This is a genomic window from Streptantibioticus silvisoli, assembly GCF_027947535.2.
GTDB lineage: Bacteria > Actinomycetota > Actinomycetes > Streptomycetales > Streptomycetaceae > Streptantibioticus_C > Streptantibioticus_C silvisoli.
The window spans coordinates 1-21498 of record NZ_JAAGKO020000088.1; the positions used below are offsets into that span (position 1 = coordinate 1).

Annotated in this window: 15 protein-coding genes and 1 pseudogene; 4 read left to right on the forward strand and 12 right to left on the reverse strand. The window is 75.0% G+C overall.

The genetic code is table 11. The features are described 5' to 3' along the window. The first annotated feature begins 352 nt into the window (after nucleotides 1-352). Nucleotides 353-1333, forward strand: coding sequence for an acyl-CoA desaturase (locus POF43_RS32540; RefSeq protein WP_271318403.1), 981 nt, complete (start codon nucleotides 353-355; stop codon nucleotides 1331-1333). Next, the gene (locus POF43_RS32545; protein ID WP_271318404.1) at nucleotides 1333-2043 is read left to right on the forward strand and encodes a TetR/AcrR family transcriptional regulator; all 711 of its coding nucleotides are present in this window, start codon (nucleotides 1333-1335) and stop codon (nucleotides 2041-2043) included. Before POF43_RS32540 ends, POF43_RS32545 begins: the two co-directional genes overlap by 1 nt. A 176-nt stretch (nucleotides 2044-2219) precedes the next feature. Here POF43_RS32545 and POF43_RS32550 read toward each other — a convergent pair whose 3' ends face one another. Further along, nucleotides 2220-2585 (reverse strand): VOC family protein, encoded by a 366-nt coding sequence (locus POF43_RS32550; RefSeq protein WP_271325207.1) that lies wholly within the window; start codon nucleotides 2583-2585, stop codon nucleotides 2220-2222. 111 nt (nucleotides 2586-2696) lie between these two features. Here POF43_RS32550 and POF43_RS32555 point away from each other — a divergent pair, with 111 nt between their 5' ends. Continuing rightward, the gene (locus POF43_RS32555; protein ID WP_271318457.1) at nucleotides 2697-3194 is read left to right on the forward strand and encodes a MarR family winged helix-turn-helix transcriptional regulator; all 498 of its coding nucleotides are present in this window, start codon (nucleotides 2697-2699) and stop codon (nucleotides 3192-3194) included. A gap of 392 nt (nucleotides 3195-3586) precedes the next feature. On the opposite strand, the gene POF43_RS32560 is transcribed toward POF43_RS32555, so the two are convergent. The 7 genes and pseudogenes from POF43_RS32560 to POF43_RS32590 form a co-directional block, all read right to left on the reverse strand. Further along, nucleotides 3587-4330, reverse strand: a complete 744-nt coding sequence (locus POF43_RS32560) for a LuxR C-terminal-related transcriptional regulator (RefSeq protein WP_271325206.1) — start codon at nucleotides 4328-4330, stop codon at nucleotides 3587-3589. A 458-nt stretch (nucleotides 4331-4788) separates the two neighbouring features. Beyond that, on the reverse strand, nucleotides 4789-5997 hold the full coding sequence (galK, locus tag POF43_RS32565; protein ID WP_271325228.1) for a galactokinase: 1209 nt from the start codon (nucleotides 5995-5997) through the stop codon (nucleotides 4789-4791). A 91-nt stretch (nucleotides 5998-6088) separates the two neighbouring features. Further along, nucleotides 6089-7114 (reverse strand): UDP-glucose 4-epimerase GalE, encoded by a 1026-nt coding sequence (gene galE / locus POF43_RS32570; RefSeq protein WP_271325229.1) that lies wholly within the window; start codon nucleotides 7112-7114, stop codon nucleotides 6089-6091. A gap of 426 nt (nucleotides 7115-7540) precedes the next feature. Further along, nucleotides 7541-8632: pseudogene (gene galT, locus POF43_RS32575) on the reverse strand (galactose-1-phosphate uridylyltransferase); the annotation flags it as partial. A 489-nt stretch (nucleotides 8633-9121) separates the two neighbouring features. After that, nucleotides 9122-9877, reverse strand: a complete 756-nt coding sequence (locus POF43_RS32580) for a helix-turn-helix transcriptional regulator (protein WP_282699159.1) — start codon at nucleotides 9875-9877, stop codon at nucleotides 9122-9124. Between the two features lie 318 nt (nucleotides 9878-10195). After that, nucleotides 10196-12226, reverse strand: coding sequence for an outer membrane protein assembly factor BamB family protein (locus POF43_RS32585; protein WP_282704912.1), 2031 nt, complete (start codon nucleotides 12224-12226; stop codon nucleotides 10196-10198). Between the two features lie 680 nt (nucleotides 12227-12906). Beyond that, on the reverse strand, nucleotides 12907-14730 hold the full coding sequence (locus tag POF43_RS32590; RefSeq protein WP_271318476.1) for an ABC-F family ATP-binding cassette domain-containing protein: 1824 nt from the start codon (nucleotides 14728-14730) through the stop codon (nucleotides 12907-12909). A 414-nt stretch (nucleotides 14731-15144) separates the two neighbouring features. On the opposite strand from POF43_RS32590, the gene POF43_RS32595 reads away from it, so the two are divergent. Beyond that, on the forward strand, nucleotides 15145-16737 hold the full coding sequence (locus POF43_RS32595; protein WP_271318279.1) for an APC family permease: 1593 nt from the start codon (nucleotides 15145-15147) through the stop codon (nucleotides 16735-16737). A 67-nt stretch (nucleotides 16738-16804) separates the two neighbouring features. Here the strand turns inward: POF43_RS32595 and POF43_RS32600 are convergent, their stop codons facing one another. The 4 genes from POF43_RS32600 to POF43_RS32615 form a co-directional block, all read right to left on the reverse strand. After that, nucleotides 16805-17818 (reverse strand): 4-(cytidine 5'-diphospho)-2-C-methyl-D-erythritol kinase, encoded by a 1014-nt coding sequence (locus tag POF43_RS32600; RefSeq protein ID WP_271325583.1) that lies wholly within the window; start codon nucleotides 17816-17818, stop codon nucleotides 16805-16807. After that, nucleotides 17815-18747, reverse strand: a complete 933-nt coding sequence (gene rsmA, locus POF43_RS32605) for a 16S rRNA (adenine(1518)-N(6)/adenine(1519)-N(6))-dimethyltransferase RsmA (protein WP_282699162.1) — start codon at nucleotides 18745-18747, stop codon at nucleotides 17815-17817. The genes POF43_RS32600 and rsmA overlap by 4 nt, the downstream gene beginning before the upstream one ends. A 288-nt stretch (nucleotides 18748-19035) precedes the next feature. Then, nucleotides 19036-20325 carry a transglycosylase family protein gene (locus POF43_RS32610; protein ID WP_282704913.1) on the reverse strand — a complete coding sequence of 430 codons (1290 nt, stop codon included), beginning with the start codon at nucleotides 20323-20325 and terminating at the stop codon, nucleotides 19036-19038. A gap of 232 nt (nucleotides 20326-20557) precedes the next feature. Further along, nucleotides 20558-21442: a TatD family hydrolase gene (locus POF43_RS32615; protein ID WP_271325890.1), complete on the reverse strand. Its 885-nt coding sequence runs from the start codon at nucleotides 21440-21442 to the stop codon at nucleotides 20558-20560. Between the last annotated feature and the right edge of the window lie 56 nt (nucleotides 21443-21498).

The window sequence follows — 21498 nt, forward strand, 5'->3', positions numbered from 1 at the left end:
GCCGCACCCCCGGCCGTCCCCGCGCCGGGACATTCGCGCGCCCGGTCGCCCCGCCGTCCCCCGGGGCGGCCCACCTGCCCGCCCGGGGCCGGGGCTTCCCCGCGCAGGCCGGCCGCCGCCCACACGATCGAGCGTTCTTCGCCCGGGTGGGGGCGAACCGGGCGGGGGAATACCGGGCGGCGTGGACGTGGGCATACGCGTGGTCAGGGGGACGGCAGGGCGCGGGCGGGAGGTGGCCGGGTGGGCGGCGAAACGGCGGCCGGGCCGTGGCGTTCGGTCCTGCCATACTTACGGGGACGTAGGTTACGGTTCCGTAGCTACGTAAACCGCCCCCCATCCCCAGAGGGACACCATGACCACACAGCCGGACGTGATCTCCGAGGCAGGGGCGGACGGCGCCGGGCCACTGCCCCGCGCCACGCTGGGCGCCGACAGCAAGGGGTCGGTCGAGCAGATCGCCCTGGGGCTGTTCATCGGGGTGCCGTTCGTGGCGCTGCTGGCGGCGATCCCGGCGGTCTGGGGCTGGGGGATGAGCTGGCTGGACCTCGGTCTGATGGTCTTCATGTACTACCTGGGGTGCCACGGCATCACCATCGGGTTCCACCGCTACTTCACGCACGGCTCGTTCAAGGCGAACCGGGGGCTGCGGGTCGCGCTGGCGATCATGGGGTCGATGGCCGTGGAGGGGCCGCTGGTGCGCTGGGTGGCCGACCACCGCCGGCACCACCGGTTCTCCGACGCGGAGGGCGACCCGCACAGCCCGTGGCGCTACGGCGAGACCGTCCCGGCCCTGATGAAGGGCCTGTGGTGGGCGCACATGGGGTGGATGTTCGACGAGGAGCAGACCCCGCAGCACAAGTACGCGCCGGATCTCGTCAAGGACCCCGACCTGCGGCGCGTCTCGCGGCAGTTCGTGCTGTGGACGATGGTGTCGCTGATGATCCCGCCGCTGGTCGGCGGCCTGGTGACGATGACGTGGTGGGGCGCGTTCTCGGCGTTCTTCTGGGGTTCGCTGGTGCGGGTGGCGCTGCTGCACCACGTGACGTGGTCGATCAACTCGATCTGCCACGCGATGGGCAAGCGCCCGTTCAAGTCGCGCGACAAGTCGGGCAACGTGTGGTGGCTGGCGGTGCTGTCGTGCGGCGAGTCGTGGCACAACCTGCACCACGCGGACCCGACGAGCGCGCGGCACGGCGTACTGCGCGGTCAGGTGGACTCCAGCGCGCGGATCATCCGGTGGTTCGAACTGCTGGGCTGGGCGTCGGACGTGCGGTGGCCGAGTTCGGACCGGATCGCCGCCCGGCGCAAGGAAGACCACGCCAAGGCGGCATGATGGTCGCCGTGGCGACGGACGGCAGCGAAGGCGGTGCGGTGGGAGCGGTGTCGGGGGGGCCGGGGGTGCCGGCGGCGAAGGGCGGCCGCCGGGCCCGGCGGGTGCGGATGACGGGGGCGGAACGCCGGGAGCAGTTGCTCGACGTCGGCCGGGCGTTGTTCGCGGAACGCGGTTTCGAGGGGACGTCGGTCGAGGAGATCGCGTCGAAGGCCGGCGTGTCGAAGCCGGTGGTGTACGAGCACTTCGGGGGCAAGGAAGGCCTGTACGCGGTGGTGGTGGACCGCGAGATGCGCATGCTGCTGGACATGGTGACGTCGGCGCTGACCGGTGGCCATCCGCGCGAACTGCTGGAGCAGGCGGCGTTCGCACTGCTGGACTACATCGAGCGGTCCACGGACGGTTTCCGCATCCTGGTGCGTGATTCGCCGGTGGCGCAGTCGACGGGGACGTTCGCGTCGTTGATCTCGGACATCGCCACCCGGGTCGAGCACATCCTGGGACTGGAGTTCAAGCAGCGCGGGTTCGACCCGAAGCTGGCGCCGATGTACGCGCAGGCGCTGGTCGGGATGGTGGCGTTGACCGGGCAGTGGTGGCTGGACGTACGCCGGCCGAAGAAGGCGGAGGTCGCGGCACACCTGGTGAACCTGGCGTGGAACGGCCTGTCGGGCCTGGAACCGCGCCCGCGGCTGATCGGCCACCGCAAGGCCTGAGCGGCGGTCCGGCGGCGCGATGTCCCGAAGGCGGGGCATCGTCCGGCCGGGCATCGTCCGGGGGCGGTGGTCGGGCGGTGGTGGTGGGCCGGAGGCGGTCGTGGTGGGCCGGAGGCGGTCGTAGTGGCAGAGCCGGTCGTGGTGGGCCGGAGGCGGTCGTGGTGAGGGGGCCGTGGTCAGCCGGTGACGGGTTGCAGGAGTTCCAGGCGGTTGCCGACCGGGTCCTCGGTGAACAGGCGCAGGTGGCCGGGGAGCCGGTCGTCCCAGGTGACGGGGGCGCCGTGGTCGGTCAGGCGCCGGGCGACGTCGTGGATGTCGTCGACGCGCAGGCCCGGGTGGGCCTTGCGGGCGGGCCGGAAGCCGGACTCGATACCGAGGTGGAGCTGGACGGCGCCGGCGGCGAACCAGCAGCCGCCGCCGGCGGCCAGGGCGGCGGGTTTGGGGATCTCGGTCAGCCGGAGCGGTCCGGTGTAGAAGGCGCGCAGCGCGTCCTCGCTGCCGGCCGGGGCGGCGAGCTGGACGTGGTCGAGTGCGGTGATCACGGGCTTCTCCGGGGAGGGTGCGGGCGGGTCCTGCCGGGCGTTCCAGGCTCCCCCCATGCCTATCTTGATGTCAAGAGACTTCATGTCGACACAACCACTACACTGATCGCCATGGAGGACGAGGTCGACAGACTGGTGGCCGCGTGGCGGCGGGAGCGCCCCGACCTCGACGTGGGTCCGCTGGAGGTGCTCAGCCGGGTGAGCCGGCTGGCGCGGCATCTGGACCGGGCGCGCCGGGTGGCGTTCGCCGAGGTCGAACTGGAGCCGTGGGAGTTCGACGTGCTGACCGCGCTGCGGCGGGCCGGTGCGCCGTACCAGCTGTCACCGGGGCAGTTGCTGACGCAGACCCTGGTGACGTCGGGGACGATGACCAACCGGATCGACCGGCTGGCGAAGCGGGACCTGGTGGAACGGCTGCCGGACCCGAGCGACCGGCGCGGCGTGCTGGTGCGGCTGACGGGGGCCGGGCGCGAACGGGCCGACGCGTCGCTGGCGGGGCTGCTCGCGCAGGAGCGGGCCATCCTGGCCGAACTGTCGCCCCGGCAGCGCGAGGACCTCGCGGACCTGCTGCGGAGCCTGACGGCCCCGTTCGACAACGTCCCGGGATGAGGCTGCGCGGCGCGCCCGCTTCCGCGGGGTGTATCGCGGTGCTTCGGGGCGAATGACGTGCCCCGCGTGGCGTTCCGCGGTGCTGCGGCCCGGGGTGAGGTCGCGGCGTGACGTTCCCGCAGTACTGCGGGGCGGGCGGGGTCGCGGCTCGGTGTTCCCGGCGTGGCGGTCCCGTATGACGTCCCGTAGCGCACCGGCTCGGGTGACGTTCCCGCGTGACGTTCCCGCGCCGCTGAGGACCGGGTGGGGTCGCGGCTCGGCGTTCCCGGCGTGGCGGTCCCGCTCGGCGTTCCCGGCGCGGAGTTCGGCTTGACGCTCCCGGCGTGGGGTGCCCGGTGTGACGTTCCGCGGCGGCTGTCGGCCGGGGGCGGTCGCGGGCTCGACAAGGCTTGTCAGACGGGGGCGTTGAGGTCCGCGGGGGATACGCCGGCGCGGCGGGCGAGGGCGACGGCGGCGAGGGTGGAGTGGACGCCGAGCTTGCCCAGGACGTTCTGCATGTGGGTGCGGACGGTGTGCGGGGAGAGGTAGAGGTGTTCGGCGGCGGCCTTGCGGCCGAGGCCGGCGACCATGCAGCGCAGTACCTCGCGTTCCCGGTTGGTCAGGGTATCGACGAGGCGTTCGCTCTCGGTGCGGTTGCGGCGGGCGGCGGTCAGTTCGCGCAGCACACCGGTGAGCAGGGCCGGCGGCAGATGGGTCTCGTCGCGCAGGACACCGCGGATGACCGCGAGCAGCCGCGACAGGCTGCTGTCCTTGGCGACCCAGCCCGCGGCACCGCACTGGAGCGCCCGGGCGGCGCGGTGCGGGTCGTCGCGTTCGGCCACGACGACGGTGCGGGTGCGGGGGTGGGCGGCGCGCAGGCGTTCGACGAGGCTGATGCCATCGGCGGTGTGGCTCTCGTGCGGGTGGTTGTCGGCGGTGCGCTGGGCGGGCAGGGCGCCGGGGGTGCCGAGGTCGGCGTCGACGAGGGCGATGTCGAAGGGTCTGGTGTCGGCGACGGCGCGGTCCAGCCCGCGCAGCGCCGCGGCGGCCGTACCGACGGCGGCGACGTCGATGTCGGGTTCGGCCGCGAGGGCGGCGGCGAGCGACTCGGCGAAGATGCGGTGGTCGTCGACCACGAGCACGCGTATGCGGGCCATGCGATCACGCTTTCCGGGTGACGGAGGCGGGCGGCATCGCCGGTGCGCGGGTCCGGTCGGTGGGCCGGCGGTGCGGCTGGGCCGCGCGCCGCCGGTCGTGGTCGCCCGTGCCCGGGGTGCGTGCTCGCGGCGGGTCGCCCCTGGACGGTGTCCGGTCACCCCCGCGGTCCGGACACGCTGCTCGAAAGCCTAGGGGCCGCGCTGGTGGTTCGGGCGGGATTGCCGAACTCTGTCGATACCTGGCCGAGTTGTGCGGTTGCGTGGAGGGGGCGCGCAAAACCCGGCGGTGGCACAGGGGCGCCCGGGGACGGGGTGACCGGGCGCGGGCGCCCGCGCTTCGCGGGGGGCGTGCGGGAGCGCGTGATGGGGCGGGTGTGCCCCGGCACGCGGGTTGTGCGGTGCCGGGGCGGGGTGTGGGGTGGGTGGTGGCGGGCGGCGCCGGTGGGGCTGCCGTGCTGTCAGGCGAGGCGGCGGGCGCCGGCGCCGGGGGTGGCGGTGAAGACGCGCGGGGCGGTGAGGGACTTGGTGGCGAAGGCGGTCAGGACGGCCTCGGTGACGTGGTCGGCGGTGCGCTCGTCGGTGAGGACGATCGCGGAGCCGCCGAATCCGCCGCCGGTCATGCGGGCGCCGAGCGCGCCGGCGGCGTTGGCGGTGTCGACGACGAGGTCGAGTTCGGGACAGGAGACCTTGAAGTCGTCGCGCAGCGAGGCGTGTCCGGCGGTGAGCAGCGGCCCGATGGCCCGGGGGTCGCCGGCTTCGAGGCGGGCGACGACCTGTTCGACGCGGTGGTTCTCGGTCACGATGTGCCGCACCAGGCCGGTGAGTTCGCCGGCGGTGCCCTGGGAGCGCTGGGCGTCCTGGGCGTCGTGGGCTTCCTGCGCACCCTCGGCGTCCTCGGCGCGCAGCCGGTCGAGGGCCTGGTCGAGTTCGCCGAACGGCACGTCGCGCAGCGCGGTGACGCCGAGCACGGCGGCGGCCCGCTCGCACCCGCGGCGGCGGTCGCCGTAACCGCCTTCGCTGTGCGCGTGCTTGACGCGGGTGTCGAAGACGAGCAGGCGCAGTCCGTGGGCGGCCAGGTCGAGCGGGATCTGCCGCTGCGACAGGTCGCGGGTGTCGAGGTGGAGGGCGTGGCCCTCGACGCAGCAGGCCGAGGCGGTCTGGTCCATGATGCCGGTCGGGGCGCCAACGAAGACGTTCTCGGCGCGCTGGCACAGCCGGGCGAGCTGCCACAGCGGCAGGTCGAGGCCGAACAGGTCGGACAGCGCCAGGGTGGTGACGACCTCCAGGGCGTGCGAGGAGGACAGGCCGGCGGCGATGGGGATGGTGCTGTCGTAGTGGATGTCGGCACCGGTGACCGGGTGTCCGGCGTCGCGCAGGGCCCAGACCACGCCGGCCGGGTAGGCGGCCCAGCCGTCGGTGCCGCCGGGCACCAGGTCCGCCACGCGCAGTTCGACGACGGCGCCCTCCGGGTCGGCGGAGGAGTGCAGCCGCAGCAGTCCGTCGTCGCGCCGGGCGACGGCGGCGGTGGTGGTCTGGTGGATGGCGAAGGGCAGCACGAAGCCGTCGTTGTAGTCGGTGTGCTCGCCGATGAGGTTGACCCGGCCGGGAGCGGCCCATACCCCCTCAGGGGTGAATCCGTAGGTCTGCTGGAACACGTCGGCGGTCACGGGCCGTTCTCCTGGTGCGGTGCGGAATGGATGGCGGAGTTTACGGGGTGCGCGGGGTGCGGCACGGAAGGGGGTGCGGGCGGTGCGATGGTCAACGGGCTTGCTGCGCTGGGTACTTGCTCTGTTCGAAGTGCCAGGCGTCGCGCACGATGGAGGCCAGGTCGGTGCGGGTCGGCCGCCAGCCGAGGCGGTCGCGGGCCCGGTCGGCGGCGGCGACGAGGACGGCGGGGTCACCGGTGCGGCGCGGCGCGGTGATCTGCGGTACGGGGTGGCCGGTGACGTCGCGGACGGTGCGGACGACGTCCTGGACGGTGAAGCCGTTGCCGTTGCCGAGGTTGCAGACGAGGTGTTCGCCGGGGCGGGCGGCACCGAGGGCGAGCAGGTGGGCGTCGGCGAGGTCGGCGACGTGGATGTAGTCGCGCACGCAGGTGCCGTCGGCGGTGGGGTAGTCGTCGCCGTAGACGTTGATGGCGTCGCGGCGGCCCCGGGCGACCTGAAGGACCAGCGGGATGAGGTGGGACTCCGGGTCGTGGCGTTCGCCGTAGGTGGTGCCGTCGGCGGCGGTGTGGGCGCCGGCCACGTTGAAGTACCGCAGCGAGACGGCGGCGAGGCCGTGGGCGGCGCACTCGGCGCCGATCATGTGGTCGACGGCGAGCTTGGTGGCGCCGTAGGGGTTGGTGGGCAGCGTGGGCTCGTCCTCGGTGACGGGGACGGTGCGCGGTTCGCCGTAGGTGGCGGCGGTGGAGGAGAACACCAGGGTGCGCACCCCGGCGGCGCGCAGGGCGGTGAGCAGTTCGAGGCTGCCGCCGACGTTGTTGCGCCAGTACTTCTCCGGGTCACTGACGGACTCGCCGACCTGCGAGCTGGCGGCGAAGTGCAGCACCGCGTCATAGCCGGGGTCGAGCAGGTCGGCGGCGGTGTCCTGGACCCGGCCGTGCACGAAGTCGGCGCCGGCCGGGACGCTTTCGCGGTGCCCGGTGGACAGGTCGTCCAGCACGGTGACGCGGTGGCCGGCGTCGAGCAGGTGGGCGGTGACGACGCTGCCGACGTAGCCGGCGCCGCCGGTGACCAGGAGCCTTCGGGGGTTACCGGCCGTCGGGGTCGGGGTGGCGGTCATCGCGGGCCCTGCCTTTCCGTCGTCGTTCTGTCGGGCCGCCCGGCGGCGCGGGTCACCGGGACCCATGCGCGGGTCGCCGGGGCCCGTGGTGCGGGGTCATCGGCGCCGGTGCGCGGGTCACCGGTGTGCGTGTGGGGATCACCGGTGACCACGCGTCGGCTACCGGTGTGCACGCGTGGGTCACCGGGGCCCATGGTGCGGGGTGCCGCTGTGCGCGCGGTTCGCGTCGGCTGTCCGTGCGCCGTCGACCGCCCCGGCGGGGGCACCGACTCCGACCACACCACCGTCAGCCGGAGCGTCAGCCACTGCACCGGTCACACCACCGCCAGCCACCGCACCGGCACCGGACACATCACCGCCAGCCACCGCACCGGCACCGGACACACCACCGTCGGCGGAACCGGCCGCACCGGTGGTGTCCATCGGCGCGGCCACCTCGCGGAGCCTCAGCGCGGCGGACTCCGGGGGGACGTCGTTGATGAAGACGTCCATGCCGGACTCGGAGCCGGCCAGGTACTTCAGCTTGCCGGAGGTGCGGCGGATGGTGAACAGCTCCAGGTGCAGGGCGAATTCGCCGCGGAGCGGGTGGTCGACGGGGGCCTGGTGCCAGGCGGAGATGTAGGGGGTGGGCGGTTCGCCGGGGCCGAAGAGCCGGTCGAAGCGGCGCAGTAGTTCGAGGTAGACGTGCGGGAACTCGGCGCGGGCGGCGTCGTCGAGGGCGGGCAGGTCGGGGACCCGGCGCCTGGGGTGCAGGTGGACCTCGTACGGCCAGTGGGCGGCGTACGGGACGAAGGCGGTCCAGTGCGCGGTCTCCAGCACGACGCGGCTGCCGTCGGCGCGTTCGGCGGCGAGCAGGTCGTCGAAGAGGTTGCCGCCGGTGCGGTCGCGGTGCGCGGCGAGGGAGCGCAGCATGCTGTCGGTGCGGGGGGTGGTGAAGGGGTAGGCGTAGATCTGGCCGTGCGAGTGGCTGAGGGTGACGCCGATCTCGCGGCCGCGGTTTTCGAAGCAGAAGACCTGCTGGACGCCGGGGCGCCGGGACAGTTCGGCGGTGCGGTCGGTCCAGGCGTGCAGCACGAGGGCGGCCTGCTGCGGGGTGAGGTCGGCGAACGAGGCGTCGTGGTCGTCGGTGAAGCAGACCACCTCGCAGCGGCCGGTGCCCGGGGCGTGGGTGAACAGCCCGGCCGGGTCGGCGGCTTCGGAGGGGCCGGGCGGACCGGCGAGCGAGGGGAAGCGGTTCTCGAAGACCACCACGTCGTAGTCGGCGGCGGGGATCTCGCTGAGCCGGCCGTCGCGCGAGGGGCACAGCGGGCACTCGTCGGCCGGCGGGTGGTAGGTGCGGCCCTGCCGGTGCGAGGCGATGGCGACCCATTCGTCGCGCAGCGGGTCGTGGCGGATCTCGTTGGCCGCGACGGCGGGTTCGAGCGGCCGCTTGTCGACCGCGTCGCGCCGGACGTCGTCGCGCGAGTCGTAGTGGATCAGTTCGCGGCCGTCGGCGAGCCGGGTCGTGGTCTTGTTCACCTTCACCGCGCGGGCTCCTCACCCATACCTACCAACAACAGAACCGCACACAATGAATCACGAGCGAACAGTTACGTCAATGAGCGCAGCCCGGCGGGGGCCGAAAGGCGTGCCCGGGGTCCGTTGCGGCGGTGGACACCGGTGGACGGCCCACGTTCGAACAGAAACGAACGCGGTCCGGGGCGGGCGGCGGACGGACGGGAGAAGACGTCAGGAACCGGACGGCGGACGGCCGGTGGCGGGCCGCCGCGAAACGGGCCCGAACCGCCGGCGGCAGCCGCCCGCGAGCGGGCCGCGGACCGTTGGCGGCGGACCGGACGGAAGACCGGGCGAACCGTGCGGGACGGACGGCGGAAAGCCCGCCGCGAACCGTGCGGGACCGGGCGAACCGTGCGGGACGGACGGCGAAAGCGCCGGTGGACCGTGCGTGGCGGGCGTCAGGAGGCGGGTTCAGGAAGTGCGTTCAGGAGGTGGCGTCAAGGGGTGGGTTCAGGGAGCGGGTGGCGGCGACGGCTCGGGGGCGGGTGGGCCGGCCCGGTCGAGCAGGCCGGTGCGGGCGGCGAGGGCGGCGGCCTCCAGGCGGGAGCCGACGCCGAGTTTCATCAGCATCCGCTGCACATGGGTGCGGGCGGTGCTGGGCGCTATGCCCATGCCGACGGCGATGCGGCGGGTGTCCTCGCCCTCGACGACCCGGGACAGGACCTGCACCTCGCGCGGGGTCAGCAGCCGCAGCAGCCGGCCGGCCTCGTCGTCCTGGAGGGCGGCGGGGTTGAGCAGGTCGGCGAACGCGCCCTGGAGCAGCAGCGGGGTGACGGCGGCCTCCCCGGCCCTGGCGCGGGCCATGGCGCGCTCCACCCCCTCGATGCGTTCGTCGTGCCGGACGTAGCCGGCGGCTCCGGCGGCGAAGGCGGCGGCGATGCCGCGCGGGCTGGGCACCGGTCCCAGCACGACGACCTGGGTCTGCGGGTGTTCGTGCCGGATACGGACGACCGGGTCGAAGACGCCGGGGTCGGCCGGGGAGGCGGTGCCGAGCAGGCATATCTCCGGGGATCTGGCGTGCACCAGGTCGGCGGCCCCGCAGACCGGGGCGCCGGCGGCGAGCACGCGGTGGCCGCGCAGTTTGAGGGCGGAGGCCAGCGCCTCGGCGAGCAGGCGGTGGTCGTCGACCACCACCAGCCGGATGCCGGACTGGTTCCTGCCGCCTTCTCCTCTGGCCGGTACGGCCCCGGGTCTCACCGGATCCACGCGTGCCCCCTCATGACGTGGCGCGGCGGCGCGCGGTGCCGGCCGGTGTCGCCGCCCGCACCGCCGGCCGCCGCCCCGTGCGGTCCGAACCCAGCGGAAACTACACGCATCCACGGACTTGCGCGGGGATTCGGCAGAAGGGCCTCCGGATGGGGACGTCCGGGCTACCATCCGGCCGCCCCCGCGGGCGGGTCGCGCGGCGCGGGACGGTTCGGCGCGGTCCGGGGTCCGGTCGGCGCGGCACGGAGGCCGGCCCGGCACGGCGCTCGGGCCGGCCGACGCGGCGCGGCCGACCGGCGGCCCCGCGCCGCGGGCCGGTCAGCGCAGCGCGGCGAGCTGGTAGCGGACGAGGTTGTCGCCGCTGTCGATCGTGTCCAGGCCGAAGAACAGCGTGCCGTGGTACCAGCCTTCGGACAGCTCGTCCAGGGAGGGCAGGTAGATGTCCTGCTCGGTGTTCTCGGTGGCGCTGGACATCTTCGTGTACGTCGACAGCGCGCCGTCGGTGCGGTCGACCTTGACGATGCTGCCGGCGCCGCCAAGGGCGGGCTCCTCGTAGGTCACCAGTGAGCCGCCGTCGACGGCGACGAGGTCGAGGACCTGGCCGACGCTCTTCGACAGCCACTTCGGGTTGCCGGTGGTGAGGTCGAACGCGGCGACCTCGTCGGTGTCCTGGCCGCCGGTGCCGCCGGGGTGCGGGTGGCTGGTGAGGTAGAGGGTGTCGCCGGCGACCAGCGCGTCGGTGCAGGGCGTCACGGTCACGCCGCAGTGCAGGCCGTAGTGGGTCTGGCCCTCCGACCCGGCGCCCAGGGAGATCTTGCCGTGCAGGGTGCCGCCCTCGACGTCCCAGACGTCGGTGACGCCGTCGTCGCCGGCCGTGATGCCGACGACGAGCGGGTCGACGGAGATGACGTTGGAGACCTGGGTGTTGGCGGGCGCGTTCCAGGTCCAGCGGCCCTTGCCGGTCTGCGGGTCGATGACCCGGACCTTGTACGGCGGGTTGACGCCGTAACCGCACTTGTAGACCTCGACCATCCGCACGCCGCCCGCGAAGCCGGAGTCCTGGCAGGAGTCGCCGGCGCTGGAGGCCCATTCGCGGTGGCCGTCGGTGAGGCTGAACGCGACGGACTGGTCGTCCCAGGCGAGGGCGACCGTGGTGTCGCTGACCGCCATGTCGACGTCCGCGAAGGTGTACGCGTCGGCCGCGTCGGTGCTGGGCAGCGCCTGGTGCCAGCGGACCTTGCCGGTGGTGAGGTCGACGGCCATGACGTTCTGGCAGGTGGTGCCGTACTGGACGGCGACCGCGTGGTCGGCGACGGTCTGGGCGGCGTCGCAGGTGGAGCCGCTGGGAACGGTGGCGGTCCAGTCGGCGTGGCCGGTGGCGACGTCGTAGCCGGTGACGCCGGTGGGGGTCTGCTTGACGACCTCGCTGCCGCTGAACCACATGCCGGGGGTCGGGTAGGGGGCGAGGCGCTTGGCGGGCTTGGCGCGCGCGACGGTCCACCGCACCTCGCCGGTGGCGCGGTGGCCGGTGCCGTCGTCGGCGGTGGGGGTGCCGCCCTGGCCGCTGCCGGTGCCCGTGCCGGTCTCGCCGGCCGAGGCACCGGAGCCGGTCGAGCCGCTGCCGCCGGTGGAGGCCCCGGCGGACGTTCCGGCGGAGGTGCCGCCGGACGCCTGCGGGTGCGAACCGCCGTCGCGGGTGGCGAACCAGATGCCGCCGCCGGCCAGCAGGACGACCGCGACCGCGCCGGCCACCAGGGCGACGACCCGGCCGCGCCTGCGGCCGGCCGCGGCGGGCGGCTGCGGGGGCGCGTAGGACGGCTGCTGCCCCTGCGGGCCGTAACCGTAGGGCTGTTGGGGCCAGCCGGGATTGCCGCGCGGGTGGGTGGGCTGCTGGTCGTACGGTATCTGCCCACCGGGCGGCGGCTGTTGGGGCTGTCCCCAGCCGGGCGGCGGCTGTTGGCCCTGACCCCAGCCGGGCGGCGGGCCGGCGGGCGGCTGCTGGCCCTGCGGATAGCCGTAACCGGGCTGCTGCTGCGGGTAGCCGTACCCGGCGGGCTCCTGGTGCGGGTAGCCGTAGACCGGCGGTTGCGCCGGTGCCTGCGGCGGCTGCGGTGATTGCGGTTGGTGCGGCTGCCCGTAGCCCGGCATCGGGCCGGCCGGGGGCTGCTGGGCCGGGGGCTGCGGCGGCGCGGGCTGCCGGGGATCGGCGTGCTGCGGCGCGGGGGGCCGGGCGGCGGGCTGCTGCGGGGCCGGAGGCTGCTGCTGCGCGGGCTGCTGCGGTGCCGGGGGCTGGAGCGGGAAGTCGTCGGGGTCGTGGTCCCCGGGGGGCGGCTGAGGCGGTCGCGTCATGGCTGGTCCCCCGAGTGGTTCCCGTTACTGCGGCGGTGCGGTCGCGCCGCGGCGGCCCCGGTGGCCGCGCCCCTTTTGTATCACCGGGAGTGCGCCGGGCACCGGCCGGTGCCGGTCCGGCACCGGTCCGGACAACGGCTCCGGCGCGGCCGACACCCCCGGCACCGGTGCGGCCGACACCCCGGCGCCGGTGCGGGCAACGGCTCCGGCGCGGCCGACACCCCGGCGCCGGTGCGGACCAACGGCTCCGGTGCGGACAACACCCCGGCACCGGTGCGGACAACGGCTCCGGTACGGCCAGCACCCCGACACCGGCCCGGACAACAGCTCCGATGCGGCCGGCACCCCGGCACCGGTGCGGACAACGGCTCCGGTACGGCCAGCACCCCGACACCGGCCCGGACAACAGCTCCGATGCGGCCGGCACCCCGGCACCGGTGCGGACAACGGCTCCGATGCGGCCAGCACCCCGGCACCGGCCCGGGCAACAGCTCCGGTGCGGACAACACCCCGGCACCGGTGCGGACAACGGCTCCGGTACGGCCGACACCCCGGCACCGGCCCGGCCAACAGCTCCGATGCAGCCGACACCCCCGGCACCCCGGCACCGGCTCCACCACCAGCCCCGGCACCGCCCTCCGCCAACAGCCCGGGCACCGGCCCCCGCCCCCGCAGAAGTGTCAGACCGCTTCGGCCAACTCCAGCCAGCGTGACTCCAGTTCGTCCCGCTCGTCGCGCAACGCCCGCAGTTCGGCGTCGAGTCGGCCGACCAGTGCGAAGTCGGTGGGGTTGTCGGCGATGCGGGTGTGCAGCGTCGACTCCTTGTCACCGATGCGGTCCAACTGCCGTTCGATGCGCTGGAGTTCCTTCTTGGCGGCGCGGGCGTCGGCGCTGGACTGCTTGGCGTCGGCGGTGGCCTGGGCGGCGTCGCGGGCGGCGGCCTTCGGCTGGGCGGCGGCCGCGGCACCGGTGGCGGCCCGGCGGCGTTCGAGGTACTCGTCGACGCCGCGCGGCATCATCCGCAAGGTGGCGTCGCCGAGCAGCGCGTAGGTCTTGTCGGTGGTGCGCTCGATGAAGTACCGGTCGTGGCTGATGACCAGCAGGGAGCCGGGCCAGCCGTCGAGCAGGTCCTCCAGCTGGGTCAGCGTCTCGATGTCGAGGTCGTTGGTCGGCTCGTCGAGGAACAGCACGTTGGGCTCGTCCATCAGCAGCCGCAGGATCTGCAGGCGGCGGCGTTCACCGCCGGACAGGTCGCCGACCGGGGTCCACTGCCGTTCCTTGGTGAAGCCGAACCGCTCGCACAGCTGGGAGGCGCTCATCTCGCGGCCCTTGCCGAGGTCGACGCGCTGGCGGACGTTCTCGACCGCCTCCAGCACCCGCCAGCCGGCGTTGAGTTCGGCGACCTCCTGGGAGAGGTGCGCGAGCTTGACGGTCTTGCCGACGACGACCTTGCCGGCCGCGGGCTGGACGTCGCCGCCGCTGACCGCGGCCTCGGCGAGGGTGCGCAGCAGGGAGGTCTTGCCGGCGCCGTTGACCCCGAGGATGCCGACGCGGTCGCCGGGGCCGAGCTGCCAGGTCAGGTGCTTCAGCAGCGTCTTGGGGCCCGCGGTGACGGTGGCGTCCTCCAGCTCGAAGACGGTCTTGCCCAGGCGGGAGTTGGCGAACTTCATCAGCTCGGCGCTGTCGCGCGGCGGGGGGACGTCGGCGATCAGCTCGTTGGCGGCCTCGATGCGGAACCGGGGCTTGGAGGTGCGGGCGGGGGCGCCGCGGCGCAGCCAGGCGAGTTCCTTGCGGGCCAGGTTCTGCCGCTTGCTCTCCTCGGTGGCCGCCCGGCGCTCGCGTTCGGCGCGGGCGAAGACGTAGTCGGAGTAGCCGCCCTCGTACTCGTGGACCACGGCACGCTGCACGTCCCACATGCGGGTGCAGACCTGGTCGAGGAACCACCGGTCGTGGGTGACGCAGACCAGGGCGGAGCGGCGGACCCGCAGGTGTTCGGCGAGCCAGGCGATGCCCTCGACGTCGAGGTGGTTGGTGGGCTCGTCGAGGACCAGCAGGTCCTGCTCGGCCATGAGCAGCTTGGCCAGCGCGATGCGGCGCCGCTCACCGCCGGACAGCGGGCCGATCACGGTGTCGAGGCCCTGGGGGAAGCCGGGCAGGTCCAGGCCGCCGAACAGCCCGGTCAGCACGTCGCGGACCTTGGCGTCGCCGGCCCACTCGTGGTCGGCGCGGTCGCCGATGATCTCGTGCCGCACGGTGGCGGCCGGGTCGAGGGTGTCGGTCTGCGTCAGGACGCCGAACCGCAGGTCACCGGTGTGGGTGACCCGGCCGCGGTCGGGGTCCTCCAGCCGGGCCAGCAGCCGGATCAGGGTGGTCTTGCCGTCACCGTTGCGGCCGACGACCCCGATGCGGTCGCCCTCGGACACGCCGAGGGAGATGCCGTCGAGCAGGGTACGGGTGCCGTACACCTTGCCGATCGACTCGACGTTGACGAGGTTGACCGCCATGACGCTCCAGGCTCGAAGGGTGCCCGCGTCCGGGTGACCGCGGGGCTCTCCCAGCGTAGTCGCCGCGCGGGGGCCTCCCGGCCGGGCGCCTGCCGGCGGGCGGGCACGGTGGCCGGGCGGGCGTGGCCGGGGCCGGGCGACGGCGCGGCGCCGGGGCCGGGCCGAGCGGAGGTGCGCGCCCGGGCCGAGCGGAGGCGGGCGGCGCGGCGAAGCGGAATCGTGGCGCTGCGGGCCGGGGCGGTGGCCGGGCGGGGGCGCGGTGCCGGGGCCGGACCGGTGGCGTGATGTGGTCGTTGCGGGGGGTCGCGCGGAGCGTCGCGGGGCGGCGGGGGAATCGTTGGCCTCCGGTGGGGTAGCGAGGTCGGCATGACGTCCCAACCTGTTCGTGATCCCGCTGACGCGCAGGATCACCATTTGCGCCGGCACATGGGCTACTGGTCGCTGACCGCGGTCGCCTTCGGCGGCATCATCGGCTCCGGGTGGCTGCTGAGCCCGATGCACGCGGCGGTCTCCGCCGGTCCCGCCTCGCTGATCACCTGGGTGGTCGGCGGCATCGCGCTGATGCTGATCGCCCTGGTCATGGTCGAGATGGGCGCGACGATGCCGGAGGCGGGCGGCCTGGTGCGCTGGCCGCTGCACACCTCGGGCCGCCTGGTGGCGACGCTGGTCGGGTGGGGCATCTGGGTGGCCTACGCGACGAACCCGCCGAGCGAGTCGGCGGCGATGCTCCAGTACATGTCCAAGTACGTGCCGGGGCTGTTCAGCGGCGGCCGGCTGACGGTGCTGGGCGTGGTGTGCGGGCTGGCGTTCATGGCGGTGTTCGTCGCGATCAACTGGTTCGGCGTGAAGCTGTTCGCGCACGTCAACCTGGCCGTGACGATCGCGAAGTTCGCGGTGCCGGCGGTGACGGTGTGCGCGCTGATCGCCTCCGGTTTCCACAAGCACAACTTCACCGGGCACGGCGGGTTCGCCCCGTACGGGTACGCGGCGCCGCTGTCGGCGATCGCGACGGCCGGTGTGATCTACGCGTACACCGGGTTCCAGGGGCCGATCGACCTGGCCGCGGAGGCGAAGGACCCCAAGCGGGACATCCCGCGCGCGGTGATGACCGCGCTGGGGCTGTCGATGGTGGTGTACCTGGCGCTCCAGCTGGCGTTCGTCGGCGCGATCCCCGGATCGGACCTGCTGCACGGCTGGCAGGGCATCGACCTGAACTCGCCATTCGCGCAGCTGGCGGCGTCGCTGAACCTGACGTGGCTGACCTGGCTGCTGTACGGCGACGCGATCGCCTCGCCGGGCGGTTCGGCGATGGTCTTCACCGCGGAGACCAGCCGTGAGGTCTACGCGCTGGGCAAGAACCGGCTGCTGCCGGAGTCGGTGGCGGTGGTGCACCCCGGTTCCGGCGTGCCGCGCCGGGCGCTGCTGGTGAACTTCGTGGTCGGCGCGGCGTTCCTGCTGCCGTTCGGCAACTGGCAGTCGATCGTGGCGGCCACCAGCATCCTGGGCCTGTTCGCGTACTCGCTGAGCGTGGTCGCGGAGGCGTCGGTGCGCAAGGCGGACCCGGACCGGATGGCGAACTGGGTGAAGGGCACCCGGATCATCGCACCGGTGAGTTTCGTGATCGCCACGCTGATCTTCTACTGGGCCGGCTGGCACGAGGTGCGGGTGGCGCTGCCGGTGCTGTTCGTCTCCGTGCTGCTCTACGCGTACCAGCAGATCCGGCACGACCAGGACCTGCGGGACCTGCGCAACGGCCTGTGGCTGGTGGTGTACCTGCTGCTGCTGATGGCGATGTCGGGGATCGGCACCTTCGGCGGCGCGAAGTGGATCGCGGCGCCGTGGGACTCGGTGGTGGTCGCGGTCATCGGCGCGGTGGCCTACGTACGCGGTACGCGCGACGCCGCCCGGCACATAGCGACGCACCCGCTGCCGCCGCCGGTGGACCTGGAGGCGGAGGCACGCGAGTCCGACGACCCGGGCACCCCGGAGCCGTCGGGGGCGCGCTGAGGCAGCCGCGGCCGGCGCACCGGCACCCCCGCGGCGTACCCGCACCGCCTCCGCGGCGCAGCACCCCCTAGCGGGGGACCACCGTCGCGCCGGGGGCCGGGCCGGAGGCGACGCGGGCGGTGCGGCAGGTGCCGGAGGCGGTCAGGGCGCGGGCGATCGCCCCGGCGGCCTGCGCGTCCGCGGCGAGGAAGGCGCAGGTCGGGCCGGAGCCGGAGACCAGCGCGGCGAGCGCGCCGGCGGCGGTGCCGGCCCGCAGGGTGGCAGCCAGCGCGGGCCGCAGCGAGACGGCGGCGGGCTGGAGGTCGTTGGCGAGCGCGCCGGCCAGCGCGACCGCGTCGCCGGCCGCCAGCGCCGCCAGCAGGGCCGGGGCCGGCTGCGGGTCGGGCACGTCGGCGACGGTGTGGCCGGCCCCGGAGGCGGAGCGCAGCCGGTCGCACTCGCGGTAGACGGCCGGGGTGGACAGCCCGCCGTCGGCGACCGCGAAGACCCAGTGGAAGACGCCGCCGGTCCCCAGCGGTTCGAGCCGGTCGCCGCGACCGCGGCCGAGCGCGGCGCCGCCGACCAGGCTGAACGGCACGTCGCTGCCCAACTCGGCGCAGATCTCCAGCAGTTCACCGCGGGAGGCGCCGGTGCCCCACAGCGCGTCGCAGGCCAGCAGGGCGCCGGCGCAGTCCGCGCTGCCGCCGGCCATGCCGCCGGCCACCGGGATGTCCTTGGCGATGTGCAGGTGGACGCGCGGCTCGATGCCGTGGCGGGCGGCGAGCGCGATGGCGGCCCGGGCGGCCAGGTTGCCCCGGTCCAGCGGGACCTGGGCGGCGTCCGGACCCTCGACGGTGATGCGCAGCACGTCGTCCGGGGCCGCCGTGACGTGGTCGTAGAGGCTGACGGCGAGGAAGACGTTGGCCAGGTCGTGGAAGCCGTCGGGCCGCGAACCGCCCACCGCCAGCTGCACGTTGACCTTCGCGGGCACCCGGACGGTGACGGATCGCGCGGGGGCGGCGGACTGCCCGGGGGCGGCGGGGTCCGCGGTGGCGCCGGTGGACCCGGAGCCGCCGGGGAGCCGGGGGGTGTCGGTGGTCATGCGGTGGGTCCGTCCTCGGGGATCGGGCGGGCGGGGCGGTGCCCGGGGGCGGCGGGGCCGGCGGGGCGGTGTTCGGCGACGCGCGCGAACTCCTCCACGGTGAGGGCCTCACCGCGGGCCTGCGGCGAGATCCCGGCACCGGTGAGGGCCTGCTCGGCCGCGGCGGCGGACCCGGCCCAGCCGGCGAGGGCGGCGCGCAGCGTCTTGCGGCGCTGGGCGAAGGCGGCGTCGACCACCGCGAAGACCTCCTCGCGGCTCGCGGTGGTGGCCGGCGGGGCGTCGCGGCGGACCAGGGAGACCAGGCCGGAGTCGACGTTGGGCGCCGGCCAGAAGACCGTGCGGCCGATGGAGCCGGCCCGGCGCACGTCCGCGTACCAGGCGGCCTTGACCGACGGGACGCCGTACACCTTGCTGCCGGGCGCGGCGGCGAGCCGGTCGGCGACCTCGGCCTGGACCATGACCAGCGAGCGGCGCACCGACGGGAAGGCGGCCAGCATGTGCAGCAGCACCGGTACGGCGACGTTGTAGGGCAGGTTGGCGACCAGCGCGGTGGGCGGCGGTCCCGGCAGCTCGGTGACCTTCATCGCGTCGCGGTGCACGAGGGTGAAGCGGTCGGCGCGCTGCGGCAGCCGGGCGGCGACGGTGGCCGGCAGGGCGGCGGCGAGCGCGTTGTCGATCTCGACGGCGACGACGCGGTCGGCGGTCTCCAGCAGGGCCAGCGTCAGCGAGCCGAGCCCGGGGCCGACCTCGACGACGACGTCCTCGGCGGTCACCTCGGCGGTGCGCACGATGCGCCGCACGGTGTTGGCGTCGATGACGAAGTTCTGGCCGAGCTGCTTGGTCGGGCGTACGCCCAGCGCGGCCGCCAGTTCGCGGATGTCGGCGGGGCCCAGGAGCGCGCCGGGGTCGGTTGAGGGGGTGCTGCTCACCCGGTAAGCCTACGGAAGTCCGCGCGGTGCTCCCGCACCCCCGGCCCCGGCCGCACCGCCACCACCGGTTCGCGGCGGTGCGCGGTGCGGGTCGCGGCCCTGTTCGGCGGCGGTGGCGGTACGGGCCCGTGCCCTCGGTTCGCGGCGGTGCGCGGTGCGGGGCGCGACCTTGGCACGCGGTGGTGAACGGTGCGGGTCGCACCCTCGGTACGCGGGCCCCGGCGGGTTCCGGCGAACCCCCGGCGGACCCCGGGGAGGGCGCCGGGGTCCGCCGGGCGCGGCACCGGATCAGCGGTACAGCCGGCCCCCGCAGACCGGCCAGGGGTTGGAGCCGCGCTGGGCGTAGAGGCGTTTGGCGCGGCGGGTCTGCTCGGCGGCGGAGGCGTCCTGCGGGCGGCCGGAACCGCCGACGGAGTGCCAGGTGCGGACGTCGAACTGGTAGAGGCCGCCGTAGGTGCCGGACGGGTCGACGGCGTTCGGGCGGTTGCCCGCCTCGCAGTGCGCCAGGCCGTGCCAGTCGAGGCCCTCGGCGTGCGCGGTGGCGGACCCGGCGCTCGCGGTGGCGCCCCCGGCGGTGGCCGTGGCGTCCCCGGCACCGGCCGACGCACCGGTGCCGGGGAACGGCAGGGCGCGGTCGGCGGCGCGGTGGCGGTGGTGGTGCCCCGGCGTGTGGTGGTGACGGGCGGCGCGCTGGTGGACGCGGTGGCGCGCGCGGTGCGCGGCACGGCGGTGGTGCTTGCGGTGCGCGACCTTCCTGGCGTGCCGGCGCGACCGCTTCGGCGAGGTGGCGGCGGGCTCGGTGGCGGCGGGGTCGGTGGCGGCCGGCGCGGTGCCGGGCACCGGCGGGGCGAACGGGATCGGCACGGCGGCGGGGCCGTCGTCACCGGTGAGTCCCGCCGCGGCCAGCTCCTCGGGGGTGAGGCCGGTCAGGCCCGGGGCGTCCGGGACGTCGGCGCCGGTCAGGCCGGGGGCGGCGGGAACGACCGCGGCGAGGCCGGGGGCGGCGGGGCCGGCGCTGCCGCCGTCGGTACCGGGGGCCGTGCCGGCGGCCCCGTCAGGGGCCACGTCAGGGGCCAGGGGGTCGGCGAAGGGCGGGCCGGCGAAGGGCGAATCGGCGAAAGGCGGGTCGGCGAAGGGCGGGCCCGCGGTGGCGGGGGCGCCCGGCCCGCCTGCCGTGACGCCTTCAGCCATGAGGCCGTCGGCCGGGGCACCGTCGGCCGGGGCGCCTTCCGCGGCTGCGGCCGGGGCGCGGCCGATGACGACGGTGAACTGCTGGGGCGGTGCGACGGGGGCCGCCTCCGCTGCGGGAACGGCACGCAGAGCGCCGGTGCGGTCCGGTTCGGCGTCCTCCACGTCGGCGGCGGGCAGGGCGCGCAGGACGCCGGTGCGGTCCGGTTCGGCGGCGGGGGCCGGGTGCCGGCCGGCGGCCAGCGACGCACACGTGCCGCCCGCCAGGCAGGCCGCCACGATGGCCCGCGGGAGCCTGCGGCGTACGGAGTCGTGTCGCGGCGCGGCGACACGCTTGGTATGACTGCCCTGGGTACTGCTTCCCTTACTGCCCTGCTTGACGCTGTTCACGGCGACTCCACGGGGTCGGTCGGGTGGGCCCGGCCCGCCCGTTTCCGGGCACGCCGGGGAGTCGGACCGTAACCCGTATTGACGCCCGTGTGTTGTATTACCGTCACATGGGGTCACCGGTTCGGCGGTGTGCGCGCGGGCCACAGCATGCTCGCCGACCGCCCGCCACTCCCCCGTCCGCCGGGCCCGGCCGACCGCACCGGGCCGCCGGCGCGCGCCGGGACGCCGGACCTCAATACCCGAAGGCGCGCGCGGTGTTGGCCGCGACGGCCGCCGCGAGTTCGTCCTCGCCGAGCCCCCTGACGGCCGCCATCGCGCGCAGCGTCACCGGGATCAGATACGGCGCGTTGGGCCGGCCGCGGAACGGCGCCGGTGTCAGGAACGGCGCGTCGGTCTCCACCAGCACCCGTTCCAGCGGTGCCACGGCGAGCGCGTCCCGCAGCGGCTGGGCGTTCTTGAACGTCATGTTGCCCGCGAACGACAGGTAGTACCCGGCGTCCGCGCACACCCGGGCCATCGCCGCGTCGCCGGAATAGCAGTGGAAGACGACGACGTCCGGCGCGCCCTCCTCCGCCAGCACGCGCAGCACGTCGTCGTGCGCGTCGCGGTCATGGATGACCAGCGCCTTGCCGCAGCGTTTCGCGATGTCGATGTGGCGCCGGAAGGAGTAGGTCTGCGCCGCCACGCCCTCGGGCGCGGTGCGGAAGTAGTCCAACCCGGTCTCGCCGACGCCGCGCACCTGCGGCAGTTCCGCCAGCGCGGCGATCTCGTCCAGCGCGACGTCCAGCGCCTCCGTCCCGCCGGGCCGCCGCGCGCCCTGCCGCGACCAGCCGTCCGGGTCGCCCAGCACGATGCGCGGCGCCTCGTTGGGGTGCAGGGCGACAGCGGCGTGCACGGCCTCGTGCCGCGCCGCGGTCTCCGCCGCCCAGCGCGACCCGGCCAGGTCGCAGCCGACCTGCACCACCGTGGTGACCCCGACCGCCGCGGCCTTCGCCAGCGCCTCCTCCACCGTGCCGGTCTGCATGTCCAGGTGCGTGTGCGAGTCGGCCACCGGCACGGCCAGCGGCTCGGGCAGGGGCGGGGGCGCGCTCTTGTCGTTTCCGGTGCTTCCAGCCATGGCGGGGAGTCTACGAGCGCGGGTGCGGGTGACGCTGAGGGTGGGGCGGATGGGGC

Bases quoted from the DNA above. Each gene is read 5' to 3' on its own strand.
- POF43_RS32540 (WP_271318403.1), top strand. From the start codon at position 353: ATGACCACACAGCCGGACGTGATCTCCGAGGCAGGGGCGGACGGCGCC.
- POF43_RS32545 (WP_271318404.1), top strand. From the start codon at position 1,333: ATGGTCGCCGTGGCGACGGACGGCAGCGAAGGCGGTGCGGTGGGAGCG.
- POF43_RS32555 (WP_271318457.1), top strand. From the start codon at position 2,697: ATGGAGGACGAGGTCGACAGACTGGTGGCCGCGTGGCGGCGGGAGCGC.
- POF43_RS32560 (WP_271325206.1), bottom strand. From the start codon at position 4,330: ATGGCCCGCATACGCGTGCTCGTGGTCGACGACCACCGCATCTTCGCC.
- galE (WP_271325229.1), bottom strand. From the start codon at position 7,114: ATGACCGCCACCCCGACCCCGACGGCCGGTAACCCCCGAAGGCTCCTG.
- POF43_RS32585 (WP_282704912.1), bottom strand. From the start codon at position 12,226: ATGACGCGACCGCCTCAGCCGCCCCCCGGGGACCACGACCCCGACGAC.
- POF43_RS32590 (WP_271318476.1), bottom strand. From the start codon at position 14,730: ATGGCGGTCAACCTCGTCAACGTCGAGTCGATCGGCAAGGTGTACGGC.
- POF43_RS32600 (WP_271325583.1), bottom strand. From the start codon at position 17,818: ATGACCACCGACACCCCCCGGCTCCCCGGCGGCTCCGGGTCCACCGGC.
- POF43_RS32615 (WP_271325890.1), bottom strand. From the start codon at position 21,442: ATGGCTGGAAGCACCGGAAACGACAAGAGCGCGCCCCCGCCCCTGCCC.